The 18,990-nt window shown below is 66.9% G+C and carries 22 protein-coding genes; 19 read left to right on the top strand and 3 right to left on the bottom strand.

What is annotated here, in order from left to right:
• The first annotated feature begins 83 nt into the window (after positions 1–83).
• Positions 84–305 carry a hypothetical protein gene (locus ABFG95_RS23140; RefSeq protein ID WP_049072527.1) on the top strand — a complete coding sequence of 74 codons (222 nt, stop codon included), beginning with the start codon at positions 84–86 and terminating at the stop codon, positions 303–305.
• Between the two features lie 71 nt (positions 306–376).
• On the opposite strand, the gene ABFG95_RS23145 is transcribed toward ABFG95_RS23140, so the two are convergent.
• Together ABFG95_RS23145 and ABFG95_RS23150 are read right to left on the bottom strand one after the other, a co-directional pair.
• Positions 377–2,194 carry a DUF4153 domain-containing protein gene (locus tag ABFG95_RS23145; protein WP_348994956.1) on the bottom strand — a complete coding sequence of 606 codons (1,818 nt, stop codon included), beginning with the start codon at positions 2,192–2,194 and terminating at the stop codon, positions 377–379.
• Positions 2,195–2,200: 6 nt separating this feature from the next.
• Positions 2,201–2,962, bottom strand: coding sequence for a S24 family peptidase (locus ABFG95_RS23150; protein WP_049072530.1), 762 nt, complete (start codon positions 2,960–2,962; stop codon positions 2,201–2,203).
• A 322-nt stretch (positions 2,963–3,284) separates the two neighbouring features.
• Here ABFG95_RS23150 and ABFG95_RS23155 point away from each other — a divergent pair, with 322 nt between their 5' ends.
• The 16 genes from ABFG95_RS23155 to ABFG95_RS23230 all read left to right on the top strand — a co-directional run bounded on the left by ABFG95_RS23155 (position 3,285) and on the right by ABFG95_RS23230 (position 16,333).
• Entirely contained in the window at positions 3,285–3,542 is a 258-nt protein-coding gene (locus tag ABFG95_RS23155; protein WP_049072531.1) for a hypothetical protein, read from the top strand.
• Between the two features lie 1,079 nt (positions 3,543–4,621).
• Positions 4,622–5,215, top strand: a complete 594-nt coding sequence (locus ABFG95_RS23160) for a hypothetical protein (protein ID WP_049072533.1) — start codon at positions 4,622–4,624, stop codon at positions 5,213–5,215.
• Positions 5,216–5,225: 10 nt separating this feature from the next.
• Positions 5,226–6,701, top strand: coding sequence for a DUF3383 domain-containing protein (locus ABFG95_RS23165; RefSeq protein WP_063580438.1), 1,476 nt, complete (start codon positions 5,226–5,228; stop codon positions 6,699–6,701).
• Positions 6,702–6,714: 13 nt separating this feature from the next.
• Complete coding sequence (locus tag ABFG95_RS23170; RefSeq protein ID WP_006388470.1) at positions 6,715–7,155, top strand: phage protein; 441 nt, start codon at positions 6,715–6,717, stop codon at positions 7,153–7,155.
• A 3-nt stretch (positions 7,156–7,158) separates the two neighbouring features.
• Positions 7,159–7,608, top strand: coding sequence for a phage tail assembly chaperone (locus ABFG95_RS23175; protein ID WP_049072535.1), 450 nt, complete (start codon positions 7,159–7,161; stop codon positions 7,606–7,608).
• A 26-nt stretch (positions 7,609–7,634) separates the two neighbouring features.
• The gene (locus ABFG95_RS23180) at positions 7,635–7,793 is read left to right on the top strand and encodes a hypothetical protein (protein ID WP_006393814.1); all 159 of its coding nucleotides are present in this window, start codon (positions 7,635–7,637) and stop codon (positions 7,791–7,793) included.
• Positions 7,786–9,462, top strand: a complete 1,677-nt coding sequence (locus tag ABFG95_RS23185; RefSeq protein WP_348994957.1) for a phage tail protein — start codon at positions 7,786–7,788, stop codon at positions 9,460–9,462. Before ABFG95_RS23180 ends, ABFG95_RS23185 begins: the two co-directional genes overlap by 8 nt.
• A complete protein-coding gene (locus ABFG95_RS23190) occupies positions 9,455–10,054 on the top strand; it encodes a phage baseplate protein (protein ID WP_059269665.1) in 600 nt (199 codons plus the stop codon). Before ABFG95_RS23185 ends, ABFG95_RS23190 begins: the two co-directional genes overlap by 8 nt.
• A 9-nt stretch (positions 10,055–10,063) precedes the next feature.
• Positions 10,064–10,363 (top strand): hypothetical protein, encoded by a 300-nt coding sequence (locus ABFG95_RS23195; protein ID WP_049072539.1) that lies wholly within the window; start codon positions 10,064–10,066, stop codon positions 10,361–10,363.
• Between the two features lies 1 nt (position 10,364).
• Positions 10,365–11,393, top strand: a complete 1,029-nt coding sequence (locus ABFG95_RS23200; protein WP_348994958.1) for a hypothetical protein — start codon at positions 10,365–10,367, stop codon at positions 11,391–11,393.
• Between the two features lie 34 nt (positions 11,394–11,427).
• Complete coding sequence (locus tag ABFG95_RS23205; RefSeq protein WP_336730656.1) at positions 11,428–12,171, top strand: Gp138 family membrane-puncturing spike protein; 744 nt, start codon at positions 11,428–11,430, stop codon at positions 12,169–12,171.
• An 8-nt stretch (positions 12,172–12,179) separates the two neighbouring features.
• On the top strand, positions 12,180–12,533 hold the full coding sequence (locus tag ABFG95_RS23210; protein WP_054417648.1) for a hypothetical protein: 354 nt from the start codon (positions 12,180–12,182) through the stop codon (positions 12,531–12,533).
• A complete protein-coding gene (locus ABFG95_RS23215; RefSeq protein WP_336730658.1) occupies positions 12,530–13,711 on the top strand; it encodes a hypothetical protein in 1,182 nt (393 codons plus the stop codon). The genes ABFG95_RS23210 and ABFG95_RS23215 overlap by 4 nt, the downstream gene beginning before the upstream one ends.
• A gap of 1 nt (position 13,712) precedes the next feature.
• The gene (locus ABFG95_RS23220; protein WP_175145898.1) at positions 13,713–14,378 is read left to right on the top strand and encodes a DUF2612 domain-containing protein; all 666 of its coding nucleotides are present in this window, start codon (positions 13,713–13,715) and stop codon (positions 14,376–14,378) included.
• A 14-nt stretch (positions 14,379–14,392) separates the two neighbouring features.
• A complete protein-coding gene (locus ABFG95_RS23225; RefSeq protein WP_348994959.1) occupies positions 14,393–15,361 on the top strand; it encodes a hypothetical protein in 969 nt (322 codons plus the stop codon).
• 621 nt (positions 15,362–15,982) lie between these two features.
• The gene (locus tag ABFG95_RS23230; protein ID WP_068980172.1) at positions 15,983–16,333 is read left to right on the top strand and encodes a phage tail protein; all 351 of its coding nucleotides are present in this window, start codon (positions 15,983–15,985) and stop codon (positions 16,331–16,333) included.
• A gap of 3 nt (positions 16,334–16,336) precedes the next feature.
• On the opposite strand, the gene ABFG95_RS23235 is transcribed toward ABFG95_RS23230, so the two are convergent.
• Positions 16,337–17,359 carry a tyrosine-type recombinase/integrase gene (locus ABFG95_RS23235; protein ID WP_049072549.1) on the bottom strand — a complete coding sequence of 341 codons (1,023 nt, stop codon included), beginning with the start codon at positions 17,357–17,359 and terminating at the stop codon, positions 16,337–16,339.
• A gap of 187 nt (positions 17,360–17,546) precedes the next feature.
• Between ABFG95_RS23235 and ABFG95_RS23240 the strand changes: the two genes are divergently transcribed.
• Positions 17,547–18,008, top strand: a complete 462-nt coding sequence (locus ABFG95_RS23240; protein WP_049072550.1) for a hypothetical protein — start codon at positions 17,547–17,549, stop codon at positions 18,006–18,008.
• Complete coding sequence (locus tag ABFG95_RS23245) at positions 17,998–18,528, top strand: hypothetical protein (RefSeq protein ID WP_278992257.1); 531 nt, start codon at positions 17,998–18,000, stop codon at positions 18,526–18,528. Before ABFG95_RS23240 ends, ABFG95_RS23245 begins: the two co-directional genes overlap by 11 nt.
• Positions 18,529–18,990 lie beyond the last annotated feature (462 nt).

An 18,990-nucleotide genomic window follows, 5' to 3' on the forward strand; every position in this document is an offset into this window, starting at 1 on the left:
GCTGAAGCCGGCGCCCGGTGTCCGCGGCGCCGCCTGCCTGGCCGGTGGCGCCGCCAACTTTCCTCAAGAGGAGCGCGTCGGCTATGGACTGGAAACTGCACAAGTCGGGTTGGATCGAAGAGCGCAACTTCGACATCGAATTCGCCGAAACCCCGGAGGGCTATCACGCCCGTGTGCGCGTCTTCGGCTTTCCCGTGCTGGAAGACACCCGCAATGTGTTTCCGAACGAGGCGCTGGCGGAAAAGGGCGCGTTGACGCTGCTCAAGAGCCAGTTCGCCGGCACCCCGGACCTGGAAGAAAAGTAACCGTCATGGTGGGGGCGGCGTGGCCCGCGTGTCACGCCCGCGCCACGCCCGCAGCGCCCATGCGACGCCGCTCAGCGCAGTGGCAGGCGCTGCCCACCCACGATCAGGTCCCGGTCCTGGCGCGGTTCGGTATGCACCTGGCCCTGCGCCAGCGCGCCGGCGATATCGACGTCCGGTGCGCCTTCCTTGCTGCGATGGGTCTTGGAGGACAGCACGCGCCAGGTGTTTTCGTCCAGCCGTTGGTAGCTCAGGAATGTCTGGTAGCCTCCCGCGCCGGCGTCCGCGCGTGGCGGTACGTACAGGACCAGGTCATCCACGCCGGGTCCGGTGATATCCGCATGGATCAGCCAGCAACGCGCGCCTTGCAAGGCGGGGTCTGCGGGGGAGGCGGCCGCGGCCTGTTCGGCGTTCACGCATCGGTCCAGGTCGAACGGGCTTTGCTCCGCGGCATAGCGCCACCATGCGTCCGGCACCGGGCTGCCGGCCGGGTAGACCTGCAGGCTGTCCGGCTTGATCAGCGAGGCGGCCAGGCTGGACTTGCGCGGCCCCCAGTCGTAATACTTGCCCTTCAACGCATCCGCGGCGGCGACCGCGATCCGGGGCGATTGCGCCTGGGCGGCGCCGGCGGCCAGCCTGTGCATCGCCTGCCGGCCGTATTCACCGCGGTCGTTCGCGGCCGAGAGATAGCTGAAGTCCTCGGGAGGAACGTGACCGTCAATCAGGCGTTGCACCTGGCTGTTGATCTCGATGCGCTCGGGGCTCAGGAGCGGCGTGCTCACCAGGGCCAGCACGACCAGCGCGCAGAACGCCGCGACGATGTTGGTGCCGCCCAGGATCGTGTGAAAGCGCCGCGCCGCCAACGCCGCCCAGGCATAGCCCAGCGCGTAGAGCGTCAGCAGGATGGCGGCGTACAGGCCCCAGACGCGCGGAACGGTCCAGCCGTACTGCTCGATGCGCACCACCAGTCCGTACAACGCCACCAGCGCCAGCGGCAGCAGGCCGACCGCCGCCACGCGCAGCACCGCGCGCAGGCGCGGGCCGAAGGGCGGGGCCTGCGGGCTGTCCTGCCAGGCGGAGTTGATGAGCTTGATCCATAGCGCGCTGAAGGCGATCAGCGCCCCGGCGGACAGCGCGCCGGCCTGCAGGTCCAGCGTCAGCCGGGCCGCCAGCGCCAGTACGAAAGCGATGCCGACCAGCGCGACCAGCGGCAGTAGCCAGGCGGTGAGCGTCAGCCACGAGCGTTGCAGCGTGTCCGCCAGCTGCGGGCGGCGATGCACGCCCACCAGGCACACCGCCAGCACCAGCGGCATGACACCCAGCACGAAGCGGGTGGATTTGACGACCTGGCCGACCGCGGCGATGCCGATCATGCCGAACATGGCGCTGGCGGCCCAGAACAGCAGCCAGACCGCCAGCGCGAGGCCGCCGGCCAGCGCCAGCTTGACGGTGTTGCGCCAGGCGGCGCGGAACACGGCGGGATAGTCCCAGCCAGGCCGGGACGGGTCGAGCGCCTGGATCAGCGGCAGCAGCATGAAGCCGCTGGCGGCGGTGATCAGCGTCGCCAGGGACCGGGGGCCGCTGTCGGTATAGGGCAGGGGCTGCGAGCCCAGCAGCGCGACCAGCCCATACGCGTGCAGCGCGGGCAGCACCAGGCCGTAGGCCACCAGCGCCAGCAGCCAGCGCCGGCCCGCGGGCATGCCGGCCAGCATCGCGCCCGCCAGCGGCACCAGCCAGATCCACTGGATCGCGAACAGGGTGGCGAACAGGTTATGCCATGGCCACACACGGTTCAGCAGCGCGGCATGCAGCGCCAAGGCCAGCAGCGCGCCGAGCGCGCCATAGACCAGGATGGTTTTTTCGGGAGCCGACAGGCGGGAAGGGGTTGCCATGGGGGGTTAGAAGTCCTCGCTGCGCCAGACCTTCAGCACGCGGCCGAAGACCTCGAAATCCATGCCTTCGGTGATGTCCCAGGCATCGTACTTGGTGTTTTCGGACTTGGCGCGCACCACCAGCCCGTTGGCGGTGGGGATGCGCTGCAGTCGCTTGATGAAGCCCTCGCTGCCGACGCGGAAGAAATAGATGGCGTCGTACTCGACGGCCTGCACGCCACGGTCGACGATCAGCGGATCGCCGGGGTTGAACATGGGACGCATGGAGTCGCCGAAACCCGTGACGATGCACAGGTTCTTCGAGGCGGAATAGCCGCGGACGTTCTTTTGCAGCCATTCGGGGCTGACGTTCCAGCTCTGGATGACGCCGGGCTGGTCGCGCAGTTCCAGGCCATTGCCCATTGCGCCGCCGGTATCGAACTGGGCGATGAGGACGTTGCCGTGATCGGGCCTGCCCAGCCGCGGCGCGTGGAAGGAGACAAGCCGGGCCGCGGGCTCGTCCGCGATGACGTCGGGGGCAAGCTCGCGCCACAGGTCGGGGTGGGCGGTGTCCATCCAGTGCGCCGGCTGGCCCAGCCCCGTGGCGAGCTTGGCGGCCAGCGCGTCGCCGACCCGGCGCGGGTTCTTGTCCCGCTTGCCCTGGAACCCCTGAAGGATCTGGTCCAGGTACTTGCGACTGACGCCGGCGCGTTCGGCCAGGCGCTCGACGCCGCCCGCCTCGTGCACGGCGTACTTGAGATTGTTCAGTCGTATCGAGCGGATATCCATGGTAGCGATAGTAGCAATCCGCTACCCGAAAGTACAGTAGCGATTCGCTGTTGATTTTTGGGTAGCGACTCGCTACCATGGCTTTCATCCTGGAGATAGTCGGGCCGGCCGCAAGTCATCGCGCAGATGGCCTGCGGTTCATACGGATGCGGCGGGGCTCGCCGTCGCGTCCGTGGTGATCGGGGGGAACCGGCAGATGTGACCCATCATCGCTACCCAGGTAGCGATTACCCGCCGCCGACCTTCTCGGGAATATGACGAACGGCAAACTTGCATCAAGGAAAAAAAGCATGGACAAGCGTCTTGGCGGGGAGGCATCCCAATGAAATATGCAACCGAAGTGCTGGATCTCATGGCGGCGGCGCCGGGGCGTCCGTGGCGCATGGCGGACCTGGTGCGCGGCGCGTCCGGCGCGCGCGAGCTGACGCGGCGTGAACGCAACGCGATGCGACAGGCGATCCTGCGGGTGCTCGAAGCCTTGCACGAGGGCGGCCAGGTGGCCCGCATCGAGCACGCCCGCAACTCGCTGACCTACGTCTGGGGCGAAGTGCGACGCGAGGGGGATTGCCTGCGCGCCTGATGGGGCGGCAGAATGCATCCATGTCGTCGCGTCACCCGCCGACGATCCGTCCAAGCGCCGACGCGCTGGCACGCAGCAGAAACAGGCCCGCTCAAACCGCGGGCCTTTTTTATGAGAGGGTAAGTTCGTGCGAAGGCGCCATTCATGATGCGGCGTGAGGCGGGGCCGTGCCAGGCACGCACCAGGCATGCACCAGGCACATACCCCGGGCAGACACCCCGGGCAGACACCCGGCGCGCACCAGCTACATACCAGGTACCAGGCACACGGCAGACACACGCCAGACACACGCCAGACACATCTGGCACCCGTCTGGCACCCGTCTGGCACCCGTCTGGCACCCGTCTGGCACAAGCCAGGCTCACGCGAAACGCCCGCCGGATAACGCTGCAACGCGGTGCGACATGCGGGGATTGCTTCGGCGGCAGGTGTTGCGCCACAATTCGGTCATGGCGTCGCGGTTCACGCCGACGGACTCTCCAGGCAGCAGCAAGCCCGCAACAAGCAACAGGCAGGCAAGCGACAAGCAAGCAGCAATAAGCAAGCAACATACAAACAAGCCAGCAGCAAGCAACAAATAAGCTAGCAGCCAGCAGCAAGCAACAAACAAGCAAGCAACAAACCAACCAGGCCCGCCGACAGCGGGCCTTATTTATGAGAGGGTACGTGTGCCCGGCCACCGGGCCGGAAGACGGTTGAATCGCCGGATGCGCGTCCCCCACGTTCTTTGCAGTTCCCCGATACAGGCTCGCCGCAGGCGGGCCTTTTTCATTTGCGCGCCCCGCGTTCTCTTCGAGAGCGCGGGGCGTTTTGTTAGGCGCCGCCCGCAAGGCGGGGCCCAGCGGCCTGCCGCCTCGCCGTTCCTTCCATGACCGGGCCTTTCTCCCGCCCGCGGTGACCTGGAATGGCTCGAGGCGGCAGCCCGGTGGGCGACAGCCGGAATCCGCCGCAACCCGGCCGCACGCATCACGCAACGCGGCACCGCGCCGATGGCGCAGCAAAGTCGGCGTTCCGCCTCCAGGCCTCTGGATTCCCCCAAACCCGCCCTCGGGCATCTCAACACGACAAAGGAGCGACGCATGGCGAACAGTTCGGCCACCGGCGGCTACCTGGCGCCGATCGCCATTTCTCCGCCCCTGGAGGATGCCGAGCTCGAGGCGCTGTTCCAAGGGTTCATCGCCGGCGTGGCCGGCCTGCCCCTTGACCTGGTTCGTACGCGCTGGCCTGCCGCCGGCGTGGAACCGCCCGCGCAGACCGAGACCTGGTGCCTGATGGACATCCGGTCGCAAACCGCGGACGCCGGCCCGGTTGTCACCCACGACCCGGCCGGGGAAGGATCTGATTCATACGTTCGGCACGAACACATCGAGGTGCTTTGCTCGATGTTCGGGCCGCGCGCGCTGCGCCACGCGGCGCTGCTGCGCGACGGCGCCGCCGTGCCGCAGAACCGCGAGCCCTTGCTGGCGCAAGGCATGGCGGTGAGCGGCGCGGGGCCGATCGTGGCCATGCACGAACTGGTGAATCAGCAGTGGATACGGCAGTTCGACATGACCCTGCGTTTTGCGCGCCGGGTCGCGCGCAGCTATCCGGTCCTGAATCTCCTGTCGGCGCAGGTCACGACGCATGCCGCGTCGCTGTCCCCGACGGACAACATCAACCACCTTGCAGATTAAGGGATTTACCATGGCTAATGGATTGCCGGTATCACGCCTGATCAACGTCACGATCAACATGTCGCCGCTCGCGGCGCAAGGCGCGAGCCTGAACACCGCGCTGCTGCTGGGCTCGTCCGCGGTCATCGACACCGGCGAGCGCATGCGCTCCTATGGCGGCATCGACGCCGTCGCCGCCGACTTCGGCACCGGCGCGCCCGAGTACCGCGCGGCCCTGCTGTATTTCCAGCAGACGCCCCAACCCTCGCAGTTGTACATCGGCCGCTGGGCCAAGGGCGCGACCTCGGCCACGCTGCGCGGCGCCGTGCTGTCGGCCGCCGAGAAGCAGATGTCGGCCTGGACCGCGGTGACCGCGGGCGCCTTCACGCTGACCGTCGACGGCACCGCCAAGACGGTTAACGGCCTGGACTTCTCCGGCGCCACCAACCTGAACGGCGTCGCCGCGATCATCTCGACGGCCCTGGCGTCGGCCTCGGTGCTGTGGAACGGCGCGCAGTTCGTCGTGACCTCGAACACCTCCGGCGCGACCTCGACGCTGGGCTACGCCACGGCCGCGGGCACCGGCACCGACATCTCGTCGATGCTGGGCCTGACCGCGGGCAAGGCCTCGACGCCCGTCGCCGGCATCGTCGCCGAAACGCCGGTGGACGCCGTGTCGCTGTTCCTGGACCGCTTCGCCAACAAGTTCCTGGGCCTGGCCTTCGCCGACGCCGACATCACCGACGCCCAGCACCTGGCCGTGGCCGGCCTGATCGAGGCCGACCAGCGCCATCTGTACGGCGTGTCGACCCAGGCGCCGCAGGTGCTCGATCCGACCCACCACGACGACATCGCCAGCCAGCTGAAGGCGCTGAAGTACAAGTACTCGATCGTGCAGTTCTCCAGCGCCAGTCCGTACGCGGTGGCCTCGCTGCTGGGCCGCCTGCTGACGGTGAACTTCAACGCCAACAACACCACCATCACGCTGATGTACAAGCAGGAACCCGGCATCGTCGCCGAGACCCTGACCAGCAGCCAGGCCGATACGCTGGCCGCCAAGAACTGCAACGTGTTCGTCAACTACGACAACGACACGGCCATCATCCAGTACGGCGTGACGCCCAGCGGCATCTTCATCGACTCGGTCTACAACGCGATCTGGTTCCGCAATCGCGTCCAGACCGACGTCTACAACCTGCTGTACACCAGCCCGACCAAGGTGCCGCAGACCGACGCCGGCAACCAGCTGATCGCCTCGGTGATCGAGGCCGCGTGCGAGGCCGCCGTCAACAACGGCTACCTGGCCCCGGGCGTGTGGAACTCGGCCGGCTTCGGTGCCCTCAAGCAGGGCGACACGCTGGCCAAGGGCTACTACGTCTACGCGCCGGCGATCGCCACCCAGTCGCAGGCCGACCGCGAAGCGCGCAAGGCCGTCCCGTTCCAGGTCGCCGCCAAGGAAGCCGGCGCCATCCATACCGTCGACGTTCTGGTCACGGTCAACCGCTAAACAGGAGTAGCAGATGTCTACCTATTCGTTCGCTGATATCAGCGCCAGTCTCGTGGGCCCGGGCGGGGCGATCTCGCTGGGTTCCGGCTCGGGCGTGGCCGATGAAGGCATCGCCATCGCCGCCAAGGGCGAAAAGAGCGCCATGACGGTGGGCGCCGATGGCGAAGTCATGCACACGCTGCGCGCCGACAAGAGCGGCACCGTGACGCTGAGCTACCTGAAGACCTCGCCGGTCAATGCCCAGCTGCAGGCGCTGTACGACGCCCAGTCGCTGGACAGCCGCCTGTGGGGCAAGAACCTGATCACCATCACCAACCCGGCCACGGGCGACGTGACGGCGTGCCGTTCGTGCGCCTTCAGCAAGAAGCCCGACCTGACCTACAAGAAGGACGGCGACGTGGTGAAGTGGACCTTCGACGCCGCGAAGATCGACACGATCCTGGGAACCTACTAAGCCATGTCGCAGGAACTTGATCTGAACGGCCACCGGTACTCCATCGGGAAACTGAGCGCCAAGCAACAGTTCCACGTGTCGCGCCGCATCGCTCCGATCGTTCCTACGCTGATCCCCGTGTTCGTCCGCCTCGCGGCGGGCGGCCGCGGGATCACCGAGGACCCGGGCGGCTTGGCCGATGTCCTGCAACCGCTGGCCGACGGCCTGGCGGCGATGAAGGACGAGGACGCCGACTATGTACTGGACACCTGCATGCAGGCGGTCCAGCGCCGGCAGGAGCATGGCTGGACCGCCATCTGGTCGGCCAGCCAGCGCGTGCCGATGTTCCAGGACATCGACCTGGCGGTGATGCTGCCGCTGGCGGTGCGCGTCATCGTGGCAAGCCTCGGGCCTTTTATTCAAGGGCTGCTTACCAGCCAGACCGGCAGCCCCGAGGCGACACAGGCTGGCTGAAGAGCCTGCCCGGTGGCGAGGACTGGTTGCTGGCGCCGGTCCTCGAGGGGCTCTGCAAGTACGAGTCCCTCAAGGACGGCACCCTGGACCTGGCCGACATCGCGCTGCTGAACGACGCGTTGTCGGTGCGGGCAGACAACAAGGCGGAAGCGTACCGCCGCCACATGGCAGAAAAAAATGGCTAATACAACCGTGCCCATCGACCCGTCGGGGTTGATCGGCATATTCAAGATCGACAAGGACGACCTGAAGGACCTCAAGCAGGCGATCGGCGACTCGCGCAAGCAGAGCCTGGCCGACGCGCTGGCGGTGTTCGCGGGGCGGGCCAAGAGCGTTGTCGACTTCGCCGAAAACAAGATCGCCCAGTTCGAGCAAGGCTATTTCGCCGCCAAGCTGGGCGGCACATCGGGCCGGGACATGCGGGCGCTGGAGGCGGTGGCGCAGGACTTCGGTGTCTCCGTCGAAGCAATGCGCAACAGTACCCAGGCGCTGCATCGCAACGTGCGCGACGATCCCAGGATCGCCGCGCTGCTGGAACAGCTGCACATCTCGTCGAGCGATGGCGCGGGCGCCCAGCGCAACAGCGCCGACCTGATGCTGGAGCTGAGCGACGCGCTCAAGCGCATGGATCCAGCGCAGGCCCGGATGACGGGCCTGAGCCTGGGGTTGGACCCGGGCGTCATGGAGGCCCTGCGCGATCCCGGGTTCGGGCAGCGCCTGTCGGTGCGGCGCGATACCCAGGAAAACAGCATCGTCGAGGCGGCCGGTGAACGCGCGCACCAGCTGATGGGCACCATCCGTGAATTGAGCGGTTCCGTCAACGCGATGTTCGCGCAGGCGCTCCTGACGATGGGCCCGAAGCTGCAGGAGACGCTCGACGGCATTTCGGCGTGGTTCAAGGAGAACGGCCAGACGGCCGGCAAGCGGCTGGGCGAGGTCGGCAATTTCGTGCTGTCGATCATGTCTTCGCTGGGGCCGGTGATCAGCCTGATCACCTGGCTCGACGGGCTGACCGGGGGCCTGAGTTCGCAGCTCCTGGTGCTGGTCGGCGGCTTCCTGATGCTGGGCGGCGGTGGCGTGGTGGGGGCCTTGATGGGCCTGGTCTCGCGACTGGGCGGCATGCGCTCGATCATTGGCGGGCTGGGCACGCAGCTGGCCTCGCTGCCTGGCCGGATCAGCGGTCTCGTGAGCCGGGCCTGGACGGCGACCAGCAACTTCGTGGGCGGCGTGTTCGGCAGAATGACCTCGATGGGACGGACGGCCGTCACCCAGATGGGCAACATGGCCAGCGCGGTCTGGTCCTGGATGGGCAACATGGCCGCCCGCGGGGGGGCGTTGGTGGTCGACAGCGTCAAGGCGGCGGGCGCCATCGCGTTGCAATGGGGGCAGTCACTGTGGGCCTCCGCCGGCTCGTGGATCGGCCGCATCGTCGATGGCGCCAAGAGCCTGGCCCGCGGCGCGGCGATATCGCCGGTGGCGGTGGGAGTGGGACTGGCCCTGTATCCCCGCACGCTTGGGGATGGCACGCTGAAGTCGCTGCAAGGCGACGGGCGTTTCGGCCTCGGGCAAGCGGAGCCGGATTTCAACGGGGCCGGCGGCAGCTGGCAACCGCCTCCCATGGACGGCGCCCGGATCGAACCGTGGCGCGATTACCACTCCGGCTTCGCGCTTGGCGAAGCGGGGGGCGCCGCGCTGGCGCCGGCGGCCGCCGCCGCGCCGGTGTCGGTCAATGCCACCACCACCATCTACGTCAACGGGTCGGCCGATCCCGGCGCGACCGGAGCGGCCGTGGCCAATCAACAGAGCCGGGTCAACGCCGACCTGACGCGCAACCTGCAGGGGTCCTATGACTGACACGAATTTCACGGGCGCCGACATGGTGGGCCTGCTGTCGAAGAAGATCGGCGACATCGTGGTGCAGGCGACCATCACCGAGTCGCACGACGATACGCTGAAGATCACCAGCCATCCGGTGGAGTCGGGCCCCTATGGCCGCTCGGCGATCAGCGACCATGCCTTCAAGCTGCCGCTGTCGCTGACCATGAAGTGCGCCTGGAGCAACGCCTCGTACGAGGCGTTGCGCGGCGCCCGGGCCAGGGACGTGGCCAATGGCAAGGCGGCCGCCGACGACTACGCCACCGCGATCTATTCGCAGCTGCTCAATCTGCAGGAGTCGCGCGAGCCGGTGGATGTGATCACCAGCCGGCGCCGCTACGGCAGCATGCTGATCGAGAAGATCGCGGTCGAGAACAGCCGGGAGACCTCCGGCGCCGTGTTCGCGACCGTGACGCTGCGCGAAGTGATCGTGGCGCAGACCCGCAGCACGTCGCTGCCGCCCTACGCACACCAGAAAGAGAAGGAAAAGACCGCGGACAAGCAGAACCTGGGCGTGAAAGCGTCCCGGCCCGCGGCCGCGCCCAACGGCGGCTCGCTGCATTGGAACTAGGAGATCCGCATGAACTACTTCGAGATACCTCTGTCGCCGATTCCGCAGGTGTTCGCCATCTCGCTGGGCGGTGACGATTACCGGCTGACGCTGCAGTATCGCGACGGCTGGATACTGGACGTGGCCGATGACCTCGGCCAGCCGCTGGTGTCCGGCATTCCGCTGGTGACGGGCCTGAACCTGCTGGGGCAATACCGGCACCTGGGCTTCGCCGGCGGCCTGCGCGTGACCGGGGCGGAGTCGCCCGACGACGCGCCGACGTCCGCCGACCTGGGCCGTGGCGCCAAGCTCTATTGGGTGGCGGACTGACATGGCCGAGACGACCACAATGGAGCCGATCGCCGTATACGGCGATCCGGTCGATGGCGATGAGGGCGTGCGCCAGTGGGGCCGGAAGGTCTCGCTGATCGTCGGCGACGAGGAGGCGCTGGATCTCTCGGCGCTGAGCTTCAGCTTCGGCATCAAACGCAACGACGCCAAGTCGCCCAACACCGCCACCATCAAGGTGATGAACGCCAGCCGCGAAACGGCCAGCCTGGTGCAGCGCGAATTCACCCGCGTGGTGCTGCAGGCAGGCTATGAAGGCAACTATGGCGTGATCTTCCATGGCAACGTGGTGCGCGCCAAATGGGGCGGCTCGGGTGACACCGAGACCGTGCTGGAAATCACCGCGGCCGACGGCGACAAGGCCTACAACTTCGCGGTGGTCAATGCCACCGTGCCCAAGGGCAGCGACCGCGCCGACAAGGTGCGGCTGCTGTGCTCGGCCATGAATCCCTACGGCGTGCGCCAGGGTTACGTGCCCGACCTGGGCGGCAAGAAGTCGATCCGCGGGGCGGTCATGTCCGGCATGGTGCGCGACTACCTGCAGGATGTCTGCGGCAGCGCGAACACGCTGTGGAGCATCCAGGATGGCAAGGTGGTGGTGGTCCCCGAAACCGCCTATGTGCCGGGCTCGGTGCCCGTGCTGTCCCACGACAGCGGCCTGGTCGGCATGCCGGAGCAGACCGAGAAGGGCATCAAGCTGCGGATGCTGCTCAACCCCAGCATCCGCGTGGGCGGGCTGGTCAACCTGGACAACAGCCGGATCGCCGAGTATGGCTTCCAGGCCCGTTCCGAGCGCAAGGACGCGAACGAGATCGATCGCGCCGAGCAGCGCCGCATCAGCGGCGATGGCTACTACTACGTGATGGAAGTCGAGCACCGCGGCAATACGCGCGACGACGAGTGGTACACGGAGGTCCTTTGCCTGGCCGCCGACGCCACCCTGTTTCCCGGCGACCTGGGACGGGCCGGCGCCGAGGGCGACGCGGCCAAGCCAGCCGCCGTCGTCAAGTAGCGCGCGGTCCGGCCCTATCCCTGCAGGAAGATTCATGAACCGACTTGAGACTTTGAACGATCCGCAAGCCGCGATCGGCGCGGCGCTGCATGGCGCGCTGGCGCAGACCTGGACCGCCATGCCGGCGATCATCGGCGCCTTCGATCCGGTGGCGATGACGTGCACGGCGCAACCGGCCATCCGCGCGCGGGTCAAGACGCCCGAGGGCCGGCAGCACAGCCTGGCGTTGCCGTTGCTGGTGGATTGCCCGGTGTATTTCCCCTCGGGCGGCAATTGCACGCTGACCTTTCCGGTCAAGCCGGGCGATGAGTGCCTGGTGGTGTTTGCCTCGCGCTGCATCGACGCCTGGTGGCAATCCGGCCAGGTACAGGACCAGGCCGAAATGCGGATGCATGACCTGTCCGACGGCTTCGTCTACGTGGGCGTGCGCTCGCAACCCCGCGTGCTGCCGGCGGTCAGCACCCGCGCGACCCAGCTGCGCAGTGACGATGGCTCGACTTTCCTGGAGCTGGACCCGGCCGCCGGCAAGGTGAAGATCGTGGCGCCCGGCGGTTTCGATGTGGTTGCGCCGGTATCCGAGTTTTCCGGGCAGGTGCTGGTCAACGGACTGTTGAGCTACCTGGCGGGACTGGTCGGCAGCGGCGGCCAGGGCAATACCGCCCAGATCACCGGCGTGCTGAACGTGATCGGCCAGATCCTCGCCAACGGCAAACGGGTCGACGACACCCATACCCATACCGCGCAGGGCGCCAATGCGGTGACCACGCCACCCAACTGAGGATTCCTATGCGTTACCGAAAACTGGACGCCGATGGCGACTATTCGTTCGGCTCGGCGCGGGCCGATTTCCACCGCGATACGGCGCAGGCCGTGGCCCAGGCCGTCAAGACCCGGCTGATGCTGGCGCGCGGCGAGTGGTTCCTGGACGTGACCGAAGGCACGCCCTGGAACGGCGAAGTGCTGGGCAAGCAGCCGCGCGCCAGCTACGACTGGGCCATCCGCCAGCGCATCCTGGGCACGGCAGGTGTCACCGACCTGGCCGAGTATTCGAGCCGGCTCGACCCGCAAACCCGCGGCTTGAGCGTGACGGCATCCATTTCAACCCTTTATGGCACGGCCACTGTGCAGGCGGCATTATGACGATTCTATCCACGGCCCCGGTCATCGACGCCACGGGCATCCGTGCGCCGAGTTATGGCGAGGTGCTGCAGTATTTCAAGGAGCAGTACCGCGGCATCTACGGCGCCGACACCTATCTGGAGGCGGACAGCCAGGACGGCCAGTTGCTGGCCGTGTTCGCCCTGGCCATCCATGAGGCCAATACCGCGGCGATCAACGTCTACAACGCGTTTTCGCCCGCCACCGCCGCCAACGCGGCGTTGTCGAGCAACGTCAAGATCAACGGCCTGGCGCGGGGCGTGGCCACGCGCTCGTCGGTGGACCTGCGCATTGTCGGGCAAGGCGGCGTCACCATCGTCGATGGCGTCGCCACCGATGCCGACCGCGGCCGCTGGCTGCTGCCGGCCAGCGTGACCATCCCGCCGGGCGGCGAGATCACTGTCACGGCGCAATCCCAGGCGCTGGGCGCCGTGACCGCGGCGGCGGGCAGCATCAACCAGATCGGCACGCCGACGCTGGGCTGGCAGTCGGTCTCGAATCCGGCGGCCGCGACGCCTGGCGCGCCGGTCGAAAGCGACGCGGCCTTGCGGGTGCGCCAGGCGGTGTCGGTGGCCTTGCCGTCGCGCAGCGTGCTGGAAGGCACGATCGGCGCGGTGGCGTCGGTGCCGGGCGTGCTGCGCCACGCGGCATACGAGAACGACACGGCGGCGGCCGACGCGCACGGCCTGCCGCCGCACAGCATCGCCCTGGTGGTTGACGGTGGCGATGCCGCGCTGATCGCGCAGGCGATCGCCGCCAAGAAGACGCCGGGCACGGGCACCCATGGGACCACCACGGTAGTCGTGACGGACATCTACGGCATCGCCCATCGCATCCGCTTCTTCCGCCCGACCATCGTGCCGCTTGCGGTCGATGTGCAGATGCGCGCGCTGGCGGGCTACAACACGGCGACGGGGCAGGCGGTGCAGCGGGCAGTGGCGGACTACATCAACGGCGTCGCGATCGGCGGCGGCGCCAGCGCCTCGGTGGAGTGGGCCGATGCCATCTCGGCGGCCAATGGCGTGCCGGGCAACGGCACGTTCAAGATCACCGGCCTGACGTTGCGGGGCCCGGCCGGCAACGGCGTGCCCGATGTGCCGCTGGCCTTCAACGAGGCCGCCGCCGCGACCCCGGTCGACGTGAAACTCACGGTGACCTGACATGGCCAATACAGACGACTACATCGCGCGGCTGTCGGCCTACCACCGTGGCAAGCCCAAGTTCACCGCCACCGTGACGGCCCTGTGCGACGCGGCGGCCAGCCTGCGCGAGTTGTACGGCGGCATGCCGGCGGCCTTCGACCTGGACCTGGCCGTCGGCGCGCAATTGGACGCAGTGGGGCGCTGGGTGGGATTGGAGCGCAAAGTCAGCACGCCTATCGCCAACGTGTATTTCTCGCACGACCTGGACGGCCTGGGCTTTGACCAGGGCGTATGGCAGGGACCCTTCGATCCGGACAGCGGCCTGACCGAGCTGGATGACGATACCTACCGCCTGCTGCTGCGCGCCAAGATCGGCGCCAACCACTGGGACGGCACGCTCGAGACCTCGGCCGCCATCCTGGACCGCATCTTCGGTGGCGGCACCCATGTATTCATCCAGGACAACGGCGACATGTCGGTCGACATCGGCGTCGCCGGCGCGCCGCCGTCCGCGCTGTTCCTGGCGCTCCTGACGGGCGGGTACATCCCGCTCAAGCCGGAGGGCGTGCGCATCAGTTACTACGTCATCCCCTCGCAAGAGGGGCCCTTGTTCGGTTTTGACGTTCAAAACCACTACATCTCGGGGTTCGACAGCGGACTCTGGGGTTCGCTTTTTGCCGGTTGAATAAGGACAATTCCGTGGCTATCAATCAAATTCTTCCTTTCGGCACCGTTCCCGGCGCCAATGTGCTCGCTCCCGCCGACTACCAGGCGCTGGCCGCCCGGCTGGGCGGTTTCTCGGCCGGCACGGCCAAATCCAAGGAGCTCAACACGGTCTGGCGCCAGGCTTCGTTCGTGGCCGCCATGATCGGCCAGTACATCGCCGACAAGGCTGGTCAGGATGTGCTGGACGACGGCGACCTGGCTGCGCTGCAGGCCAGGTTCGTGGCGGCGCTGGCGGCGTCGCCGGCGCTGACCGGAACGCCGACCGCGCCGACGCCGGCCGCCACTGACAAGAGCACCCGGATCGCAACGACCGCATTCGTGGCGGGCAACTTTCCGCGAATCTATTCGATCGGCGCGCTGCCGACGCAGGACGTCGGTCCCATCATTGTGGCGGAGTGTGCCGAAGTGTGGAACTGGGTGTCCGGGCAGTACTACACCGGCTACCGCTCGCCGCTGTGCGGCCGGCCGCTGGATGGCCATACCAACCTGCCGCTGGCCAGCGAGGTCGACGCCATCGGCGGTTTGCTGTCGAAGACGGATTACGCCGCGCTGTGGGGGTATGCGCAGGAGCAAGGACTGGTGAAGACCGAGGCCGTGTGGTCCGCGAATCGTGGCAGTCATTGGTTCTCGGACTATTCGGCGACGCAGTTCCGGGTGCCGGATTTGCGGGATATGTTCCGTCGATTTACCGGAACTGACGCTGACACTGCAAATGCGAGAGTCTTGGGAACACGGCAAGCAGACACGTTTCGGCGACACTCCCATCGGTTCCAGACTTCTAACGTCACGGGCTCCAGCAGCGGCGAAGGATTGGCGGTACATCGCAATGTCATGAGCGCTACCAACATCGTCTGGAACAATGCGGGGTCCTCGATTGATGATGCCGGTGGCAACGAAACCCGCCCCATAAACACGGCCTACCATCCGCGCCTGCACGCCTAGCCGACCGCGCCACTGCACATACGAGAATCCGAAGAAGTCGGCCGACCCACGCAACACAAAAGATCGTCGGACGCATACAGGGACGATACGCAGTGGATGCTCTCGGCCCTCTTGTTGGAGCGTCTAGCGCTTTTGCAATACGTCTGAAAACCGAAAGTACAAACTCGGTCCAGGTTGGCTCTGCGGGGAACATCAAGAACGGAGATGCCACCTCGTTCGACACCAGCCGTATTGTTCGTACGTGGACCCAACCCGTAGTGTGAACTACCGCCTATCGCGCCCGGATTCATGTACGAAATCAAGCGGAGATCCGAAGGTGAAAGCGAAGTCGATGTAGCTGGTTTACGGCCATTTACCCCCTAATATGCTGACCGCGTCATGCATGGATACGAGGGCGATATGCAGTATTGACGGGTCGTGTCTCCTTACCGCCAAACGGTAGTACCAATGAGGATGTCGTGACTTCACCAGCATCACGTGCGAAGTAGAGTTGAGTCCCGATCGTCGCGGACGAAGACGCCTGTCTAGCGCCATGCGAATGTAATCTCAGTTCATCGCTTTGCCGTGTTCCCAAGACTCTCGCATTTGCAGTGCAAATTTCATTTCCAAGGAGCAATCAACATGCAAAAAGAAGTTTTCCAGGCCGACAACGACGGCCTGTACCTGTACCAATCCGTCGCAAACGAACTGGCGTTGACGCCCGGCACGTTCAACATCCCCTACGGCGCCTACGAGGACGCGCCGCCGGCGCCGCCGGCCGGGAAATGGCCGCGGCGCGTGGGCGATGCCTGGGCCATGGTCGACGACTATCGCACCACGCCGCTGTGGGTGGTGGAGACGGGGATGCCGTATTCGATCGGCGCGGAGCATGACGGCGCCGGCGGCAAGGTCAGCTATCCGGGCTGGGGGCAATTGCCGGCCTGGCTGACCTCGGTGGAACCGTCACGACGGGACGAAGGCGCCACCGTATAGCCGTCAGGCGGCCAGGGGCAGGGCCTCCATTTCGACCTCGCGCTCGCGCCGCATTTCCTCGAGCTGGCGCCGGCCCAGCTGGCTGCGCGCCAGCTTCTGCGCCAATTCGCGCCCATGCGGGTGGTAGTACCGCAGCAGCATGCGGGTGTCGACGTTGCCGTTGACCTTGGCCAGTTCGTGGATCTGGAACACGGTGGCCAGTTGCGAGGTGCCTTCGTGCCGCAGGTCGTGAAAGCGCAGGTCGCGAAAGTAGGCGGCGTTGGGGCGCCGGCCGTAGTGCCGGCACATGCCCTCATAACGCAAGCGGGCGCGGCGACGCGCGCGGATGAAGGCACGCGTTACCGAGCCCGGCTGCATCGTGAAGATGCGGCCGCGCATCGGCTTGCCCGTGACCCAGCGACGCAACGCCTCGCGCGCCCGGGGTGTCAGCGGTACGTCGCGGGCCCGGCCGTTTTTCGTATGCGGCAGATGAACCACCCCATGCATGAGGTCCAGGTGCTCGCGCTGGATGCCGACGACCTCGGAGCGGCGCATGCCGGTTTCCTTGGCCACCGTCAGGATCGTGGGCAGTTCGGTCGAACGGGTGGCGCGGATGATCCATTCCAGCTCTTTGCGCGGACAGTCGTCCTCCGACAGTCCGCGCAGGGTGATGCGGTCGAACAGGCGGCGGTCGCGCGCGTCATCCACCGCGGGGCGTCGCACCAGTTGGACAGGATTGGCCAACTGGTCGAAGCCCCAGTCTTTTCGAATCACGGTGTAGACATGCGACAGGAACGCCATGCGCCGCACCACCGTGGCCGGCGCCCGATCCTTGAGCCATTCATCGCGCAGTTCCGTCAGATCGGAGCTGCGGATGCGGTCCACTGGTCGGATGGCCAGGCGCGTGGCGCGCCAGATCCGCGCGATCGACTGTTCCGAGGTATGTCCCTTCTTGGTGGCGGAAACCTCGACGAGATAACGCGTGAGCGCCTCGGCGAGCGTGGGGGCGGGCTTGCGGCGAGGTTGGCGGCGGGTCCAGGGTTTCATGACGGGTCGGGCAGAGAGAGGGAAGGGCAATAGACAGGAAAGATACCAGTACCGATGCGGGCAACGCCCGCGTCGAACGGACGACAGTGTCGCCCGGATTTCAAATTTTTCATCCGGCGCGCCCCCGCGGCGCCCGTGATGTTCACGGGAGGCAGCGATGCGCACCGTCGACAGGAGCGGTGTAACCATGGAACCGGCATCTACGGGATTGGGCGGGTTCGCCGCCCTGAAAATTGCGCTGGCTTTCGGCATGCCGGCGGCGATGGCGGCCTTGATCGGCATGTTGCTGATGCCGCCGCGCAGCCCGCGCGAGTTCGTCGCGCGCACCGCCTGTACGGTGGTCAGCTCTTTTCTGTTCGGGCCATTGCTGGCGATCGGCATGATCGCGTGGATGCCCGACATCATGTCGTCCGCCTACTGGATGGCGCAGCGCACCGGGCTGGGCGAGGACGGGCTGTTGGCCATGTTCTACGTGCTCGGCCCCTGCATGCTGCTGGCCGGGCTGCCGGCCTGGTGGGTGCTGGGCGCCTACCTGCGCCTGACCGCCAAGCTGCAGAACCAGGACCTGGTGGATTGGGCGGTGGAGATCCGGCGCAAGACGCTGGGGATGGATACGCAAACGGACAAGGAGGGCAGGCATGACGCTTGACCAGATCATGGATGAGGCGCTGCGGCCGGCGCTGGCGCTGTTGCCGGCGCGCATGGATACGCGCGAGGCGCAATGCATGCTGTTGGCGATCGGCTTGCAGGAGAGCCGCTTCGTGCACCGGCGCCAGATCGGCGGACCGGCTCGCGGTTTCTGGCAATTCGAGAAGGGCACGCGCGCCAGCCGCGGCGGGGTGTGGGGGGTATTCCTGCACGCCGCGAGCAAGGCGCCCCTGGTCGTGCTGTGCCAGGCGCGCGGCGTGGCCTGCGATCCGGACGCGATCCACGCCGCGCTCGAGCATGACGATGTGCTGGCGGCGGGCGTTGCGCGCCTGTTGCTCTGGACCGACCCGCAGGCATTGCCGCCGGTTGGCGATGCGGTCGCGGCCTGGGCGCTGTATCTGCGCACCTGGCGTCCGGGCAAGCCCAAGCCGGACAGCTGGCCCGCCCTGTATTCGCAGGCGGTGGCGGCCGTGCGGGCCCGGGCGGACAGGAGGGCGACCCATGTTGCGGCAGTGGATTAAGCGGGGCCTCGGCGTAATGGCGGCAGTGCTGGCGGGCCTGGCCGCCATTGCCGGGGTTTATTGGCGGGGGCGGGCCATGGGCCGGGCGCGGGAACGCTCGGACAATGCGGCCCGCCTCCAGGAGCGGGCCGACCAGGCTCGCAGGGAGGCCAGGGATGTGCAGGAAAAGGTGGCTCGCAGCGATGACGACGCCGTGGCTGATCGCCTCAAGTCTGGGTGGGTGCGCGCCGCTCCCCCCTCGGACCGGGATTGAGTATTGCGATCATGCGCGGCCGGTGTATTTCAATTCCTCGGCCGAAGTCGATGCCACGCCAGCGGCCATTCGCCGCCAGATACTCGAACATAACGAGATGGTTGCCCGGCTCTGTTTTTGAGGTAAATTGGGGACGCGACTTTTCCGTTGCGGGCACATCCGATTGCCGGCGCCGGTTCAAGGGCGGATGGACACGTCGCGGTCTGGTT

The organism is Achromobacter sp. HNDS-1 (assembly GCF_040084795.1).
Taxonomy (GTDB): Bacteria; Pseudomonadota; Gammaproteobacteria; order Burkholderiales; family Burkholderiaceae_B; genus Achromobacter; species Achromobacter ruhlandii.

What these genes read in the sequence shown, in the direction of transcription:
- ABFG95_RS23140 (WP_049072527.1), top strand. Translation starts at nt 84, where the DNA reads ATGGACTGGAAACTGCACAAGTCGGGTTGGATCGAAGAGCGCAACTTC.
- ABFG95_RS23145 (WP_348994956.1), bottom strand. Translation starts at nt 2,194, where the DNA reads ATGGCAACCCCTTCCCGCCTGTCGGCTCCCGAAAAAACCATCCTGGTC.
- ABFG95_RS23150 (WP_049072530.1), bottom strand. Translation starts at nt 2,962, where the DNA reads ATGGATATCCGCTCGATACGACTGAACAATCTCAAGTACGCCGTGCAC.
- ABFG95_RS23155 (WP_049072531.1), top strand. Translation starts at nt 3,285, where the DNA reads ATGAAATATGCAACCGAAGTGCTGGATCTCATGGCGGCGGCGCCGGGG.
- ABFG95_RS23160 (WP_049072533.1), top strand. Translation starts at nt 4,622, where the DNA reads ATGGCGAACAGTTCGGCCACCGGCGGCTACCTGGCGCCGATCGCCATT.
- ABFG95_RS23165 (WP_063580438.1), top strand. Translation starts at nt 5,226, where the DNA reads ATGGCTAATGGATTGCCGGTATCACGCCTGATCAACGTCACGATCAAC.
- ABFG95_RS23170 (WP_006388470.1), top strand. Translation starts at nt 6,715, where the DNA reads ATGTCTACCTATTCGTTCGCTGATATCAGCGCCAGTCTCGTGGGCCCG.
- ABFG95_RS23175 (WP_049072535.1), top strand. Translation starts at nt 7,159, where the DNA reads ATGTCGCAGGAACTTGATCTGAACGGCCACCGGTACTCCATCGGGAAA.
- ABFG95_RS23185 (WP_348994957.1), top strand. Translation starts at nt 7,786, where the DNA reads ATGGCTAATACAACCGTGCCCATCGACCCGTCGGGGTTGATCGGCATA.
- ABFG95_RS23190 (WP_059269665.1), top strand. Translation starts at nt 9,455, where the DNA reads ATGACTGACACGAATTTCACGGGCGCCGACATGGTGGGCCTGCTGTCG.
- ABFG95_RS23195 (WP_049072539.1), top strand. Translation starts at nt 10,064, where the DNA reads ATGAACTACTTCGAGATACCTCTGTCGCCGATTCCGCAGGTGTTCGCC.
- ABFG95_RS23200 (WP_348994958.1), top strand. Translation starts at nt 10,365, where the DNA reads ATGGCCGAGACGACCACAATGGAGCCGATCGCCGTATACGGCGATCCG.
- ABFG95_RS23205 (WP_336730656.1), top strand. Translation starts at nt 11,428, where the DNA reads ATGAACCGACTTGAGACTTTGAACGATCCGCAAGCCGCGATCGGCGCG.
- ABFG95_RS23210 (WP_054417648.1), top strand. Translation starts at nt 12,180, where the DNA reads ATGCGTTACCGAAAACTGGACGCCGATGGCGACTATTCGTTCGGCTCG.
- ABFG95_RS23215 (WP_336730658.1), top strand. Translation starts at nt 12,530, where the DNA reads ATGACGATTCTATCCACGGCCCCGGTCATCGACGCCACGGGCATCCGT.
- ABFG95_RS23220 (WP_175145898.1), top strand. Translation starts at nt 13,713, where the DNA reads ATGGCCAATACAGACGACTACATCGCGCGGCTGTCGGCCTACCACCGT.
- ABFG95_RS23230 (WP_068980172.1), top strand. Translation starts at nt 15,983, where the DNA reads ATGCAAAAAGAAGTTTTCCAGGCCGACAACGACGGCCTGTACCTGTAC.
- ABFG95_RS23235 (WP_049072549.1), bottom strand. Translation starts at nt 17,359, where the DNA reads ATGAAACCCTGGACCCGCCGCCAACCTCGCCGCAAGCCCGCCCCCACG.
- ABFG95_RS23240 (WP_049072550.1), top strand. Translation starts at nt 17,547, where the DNA reads ATGGAACCGGCATCTACGGGATTGGGCGGGTTCGCCGCCCTGAAAATT.
- ABFG95_RS23245 (WP_278992257.1), top strand. Translation starts at nt 17,998, where the DNA reads ATGACGCTTGACCAGATCATGGATGAGGCGCTGCGGCCGGCGCTGGCG.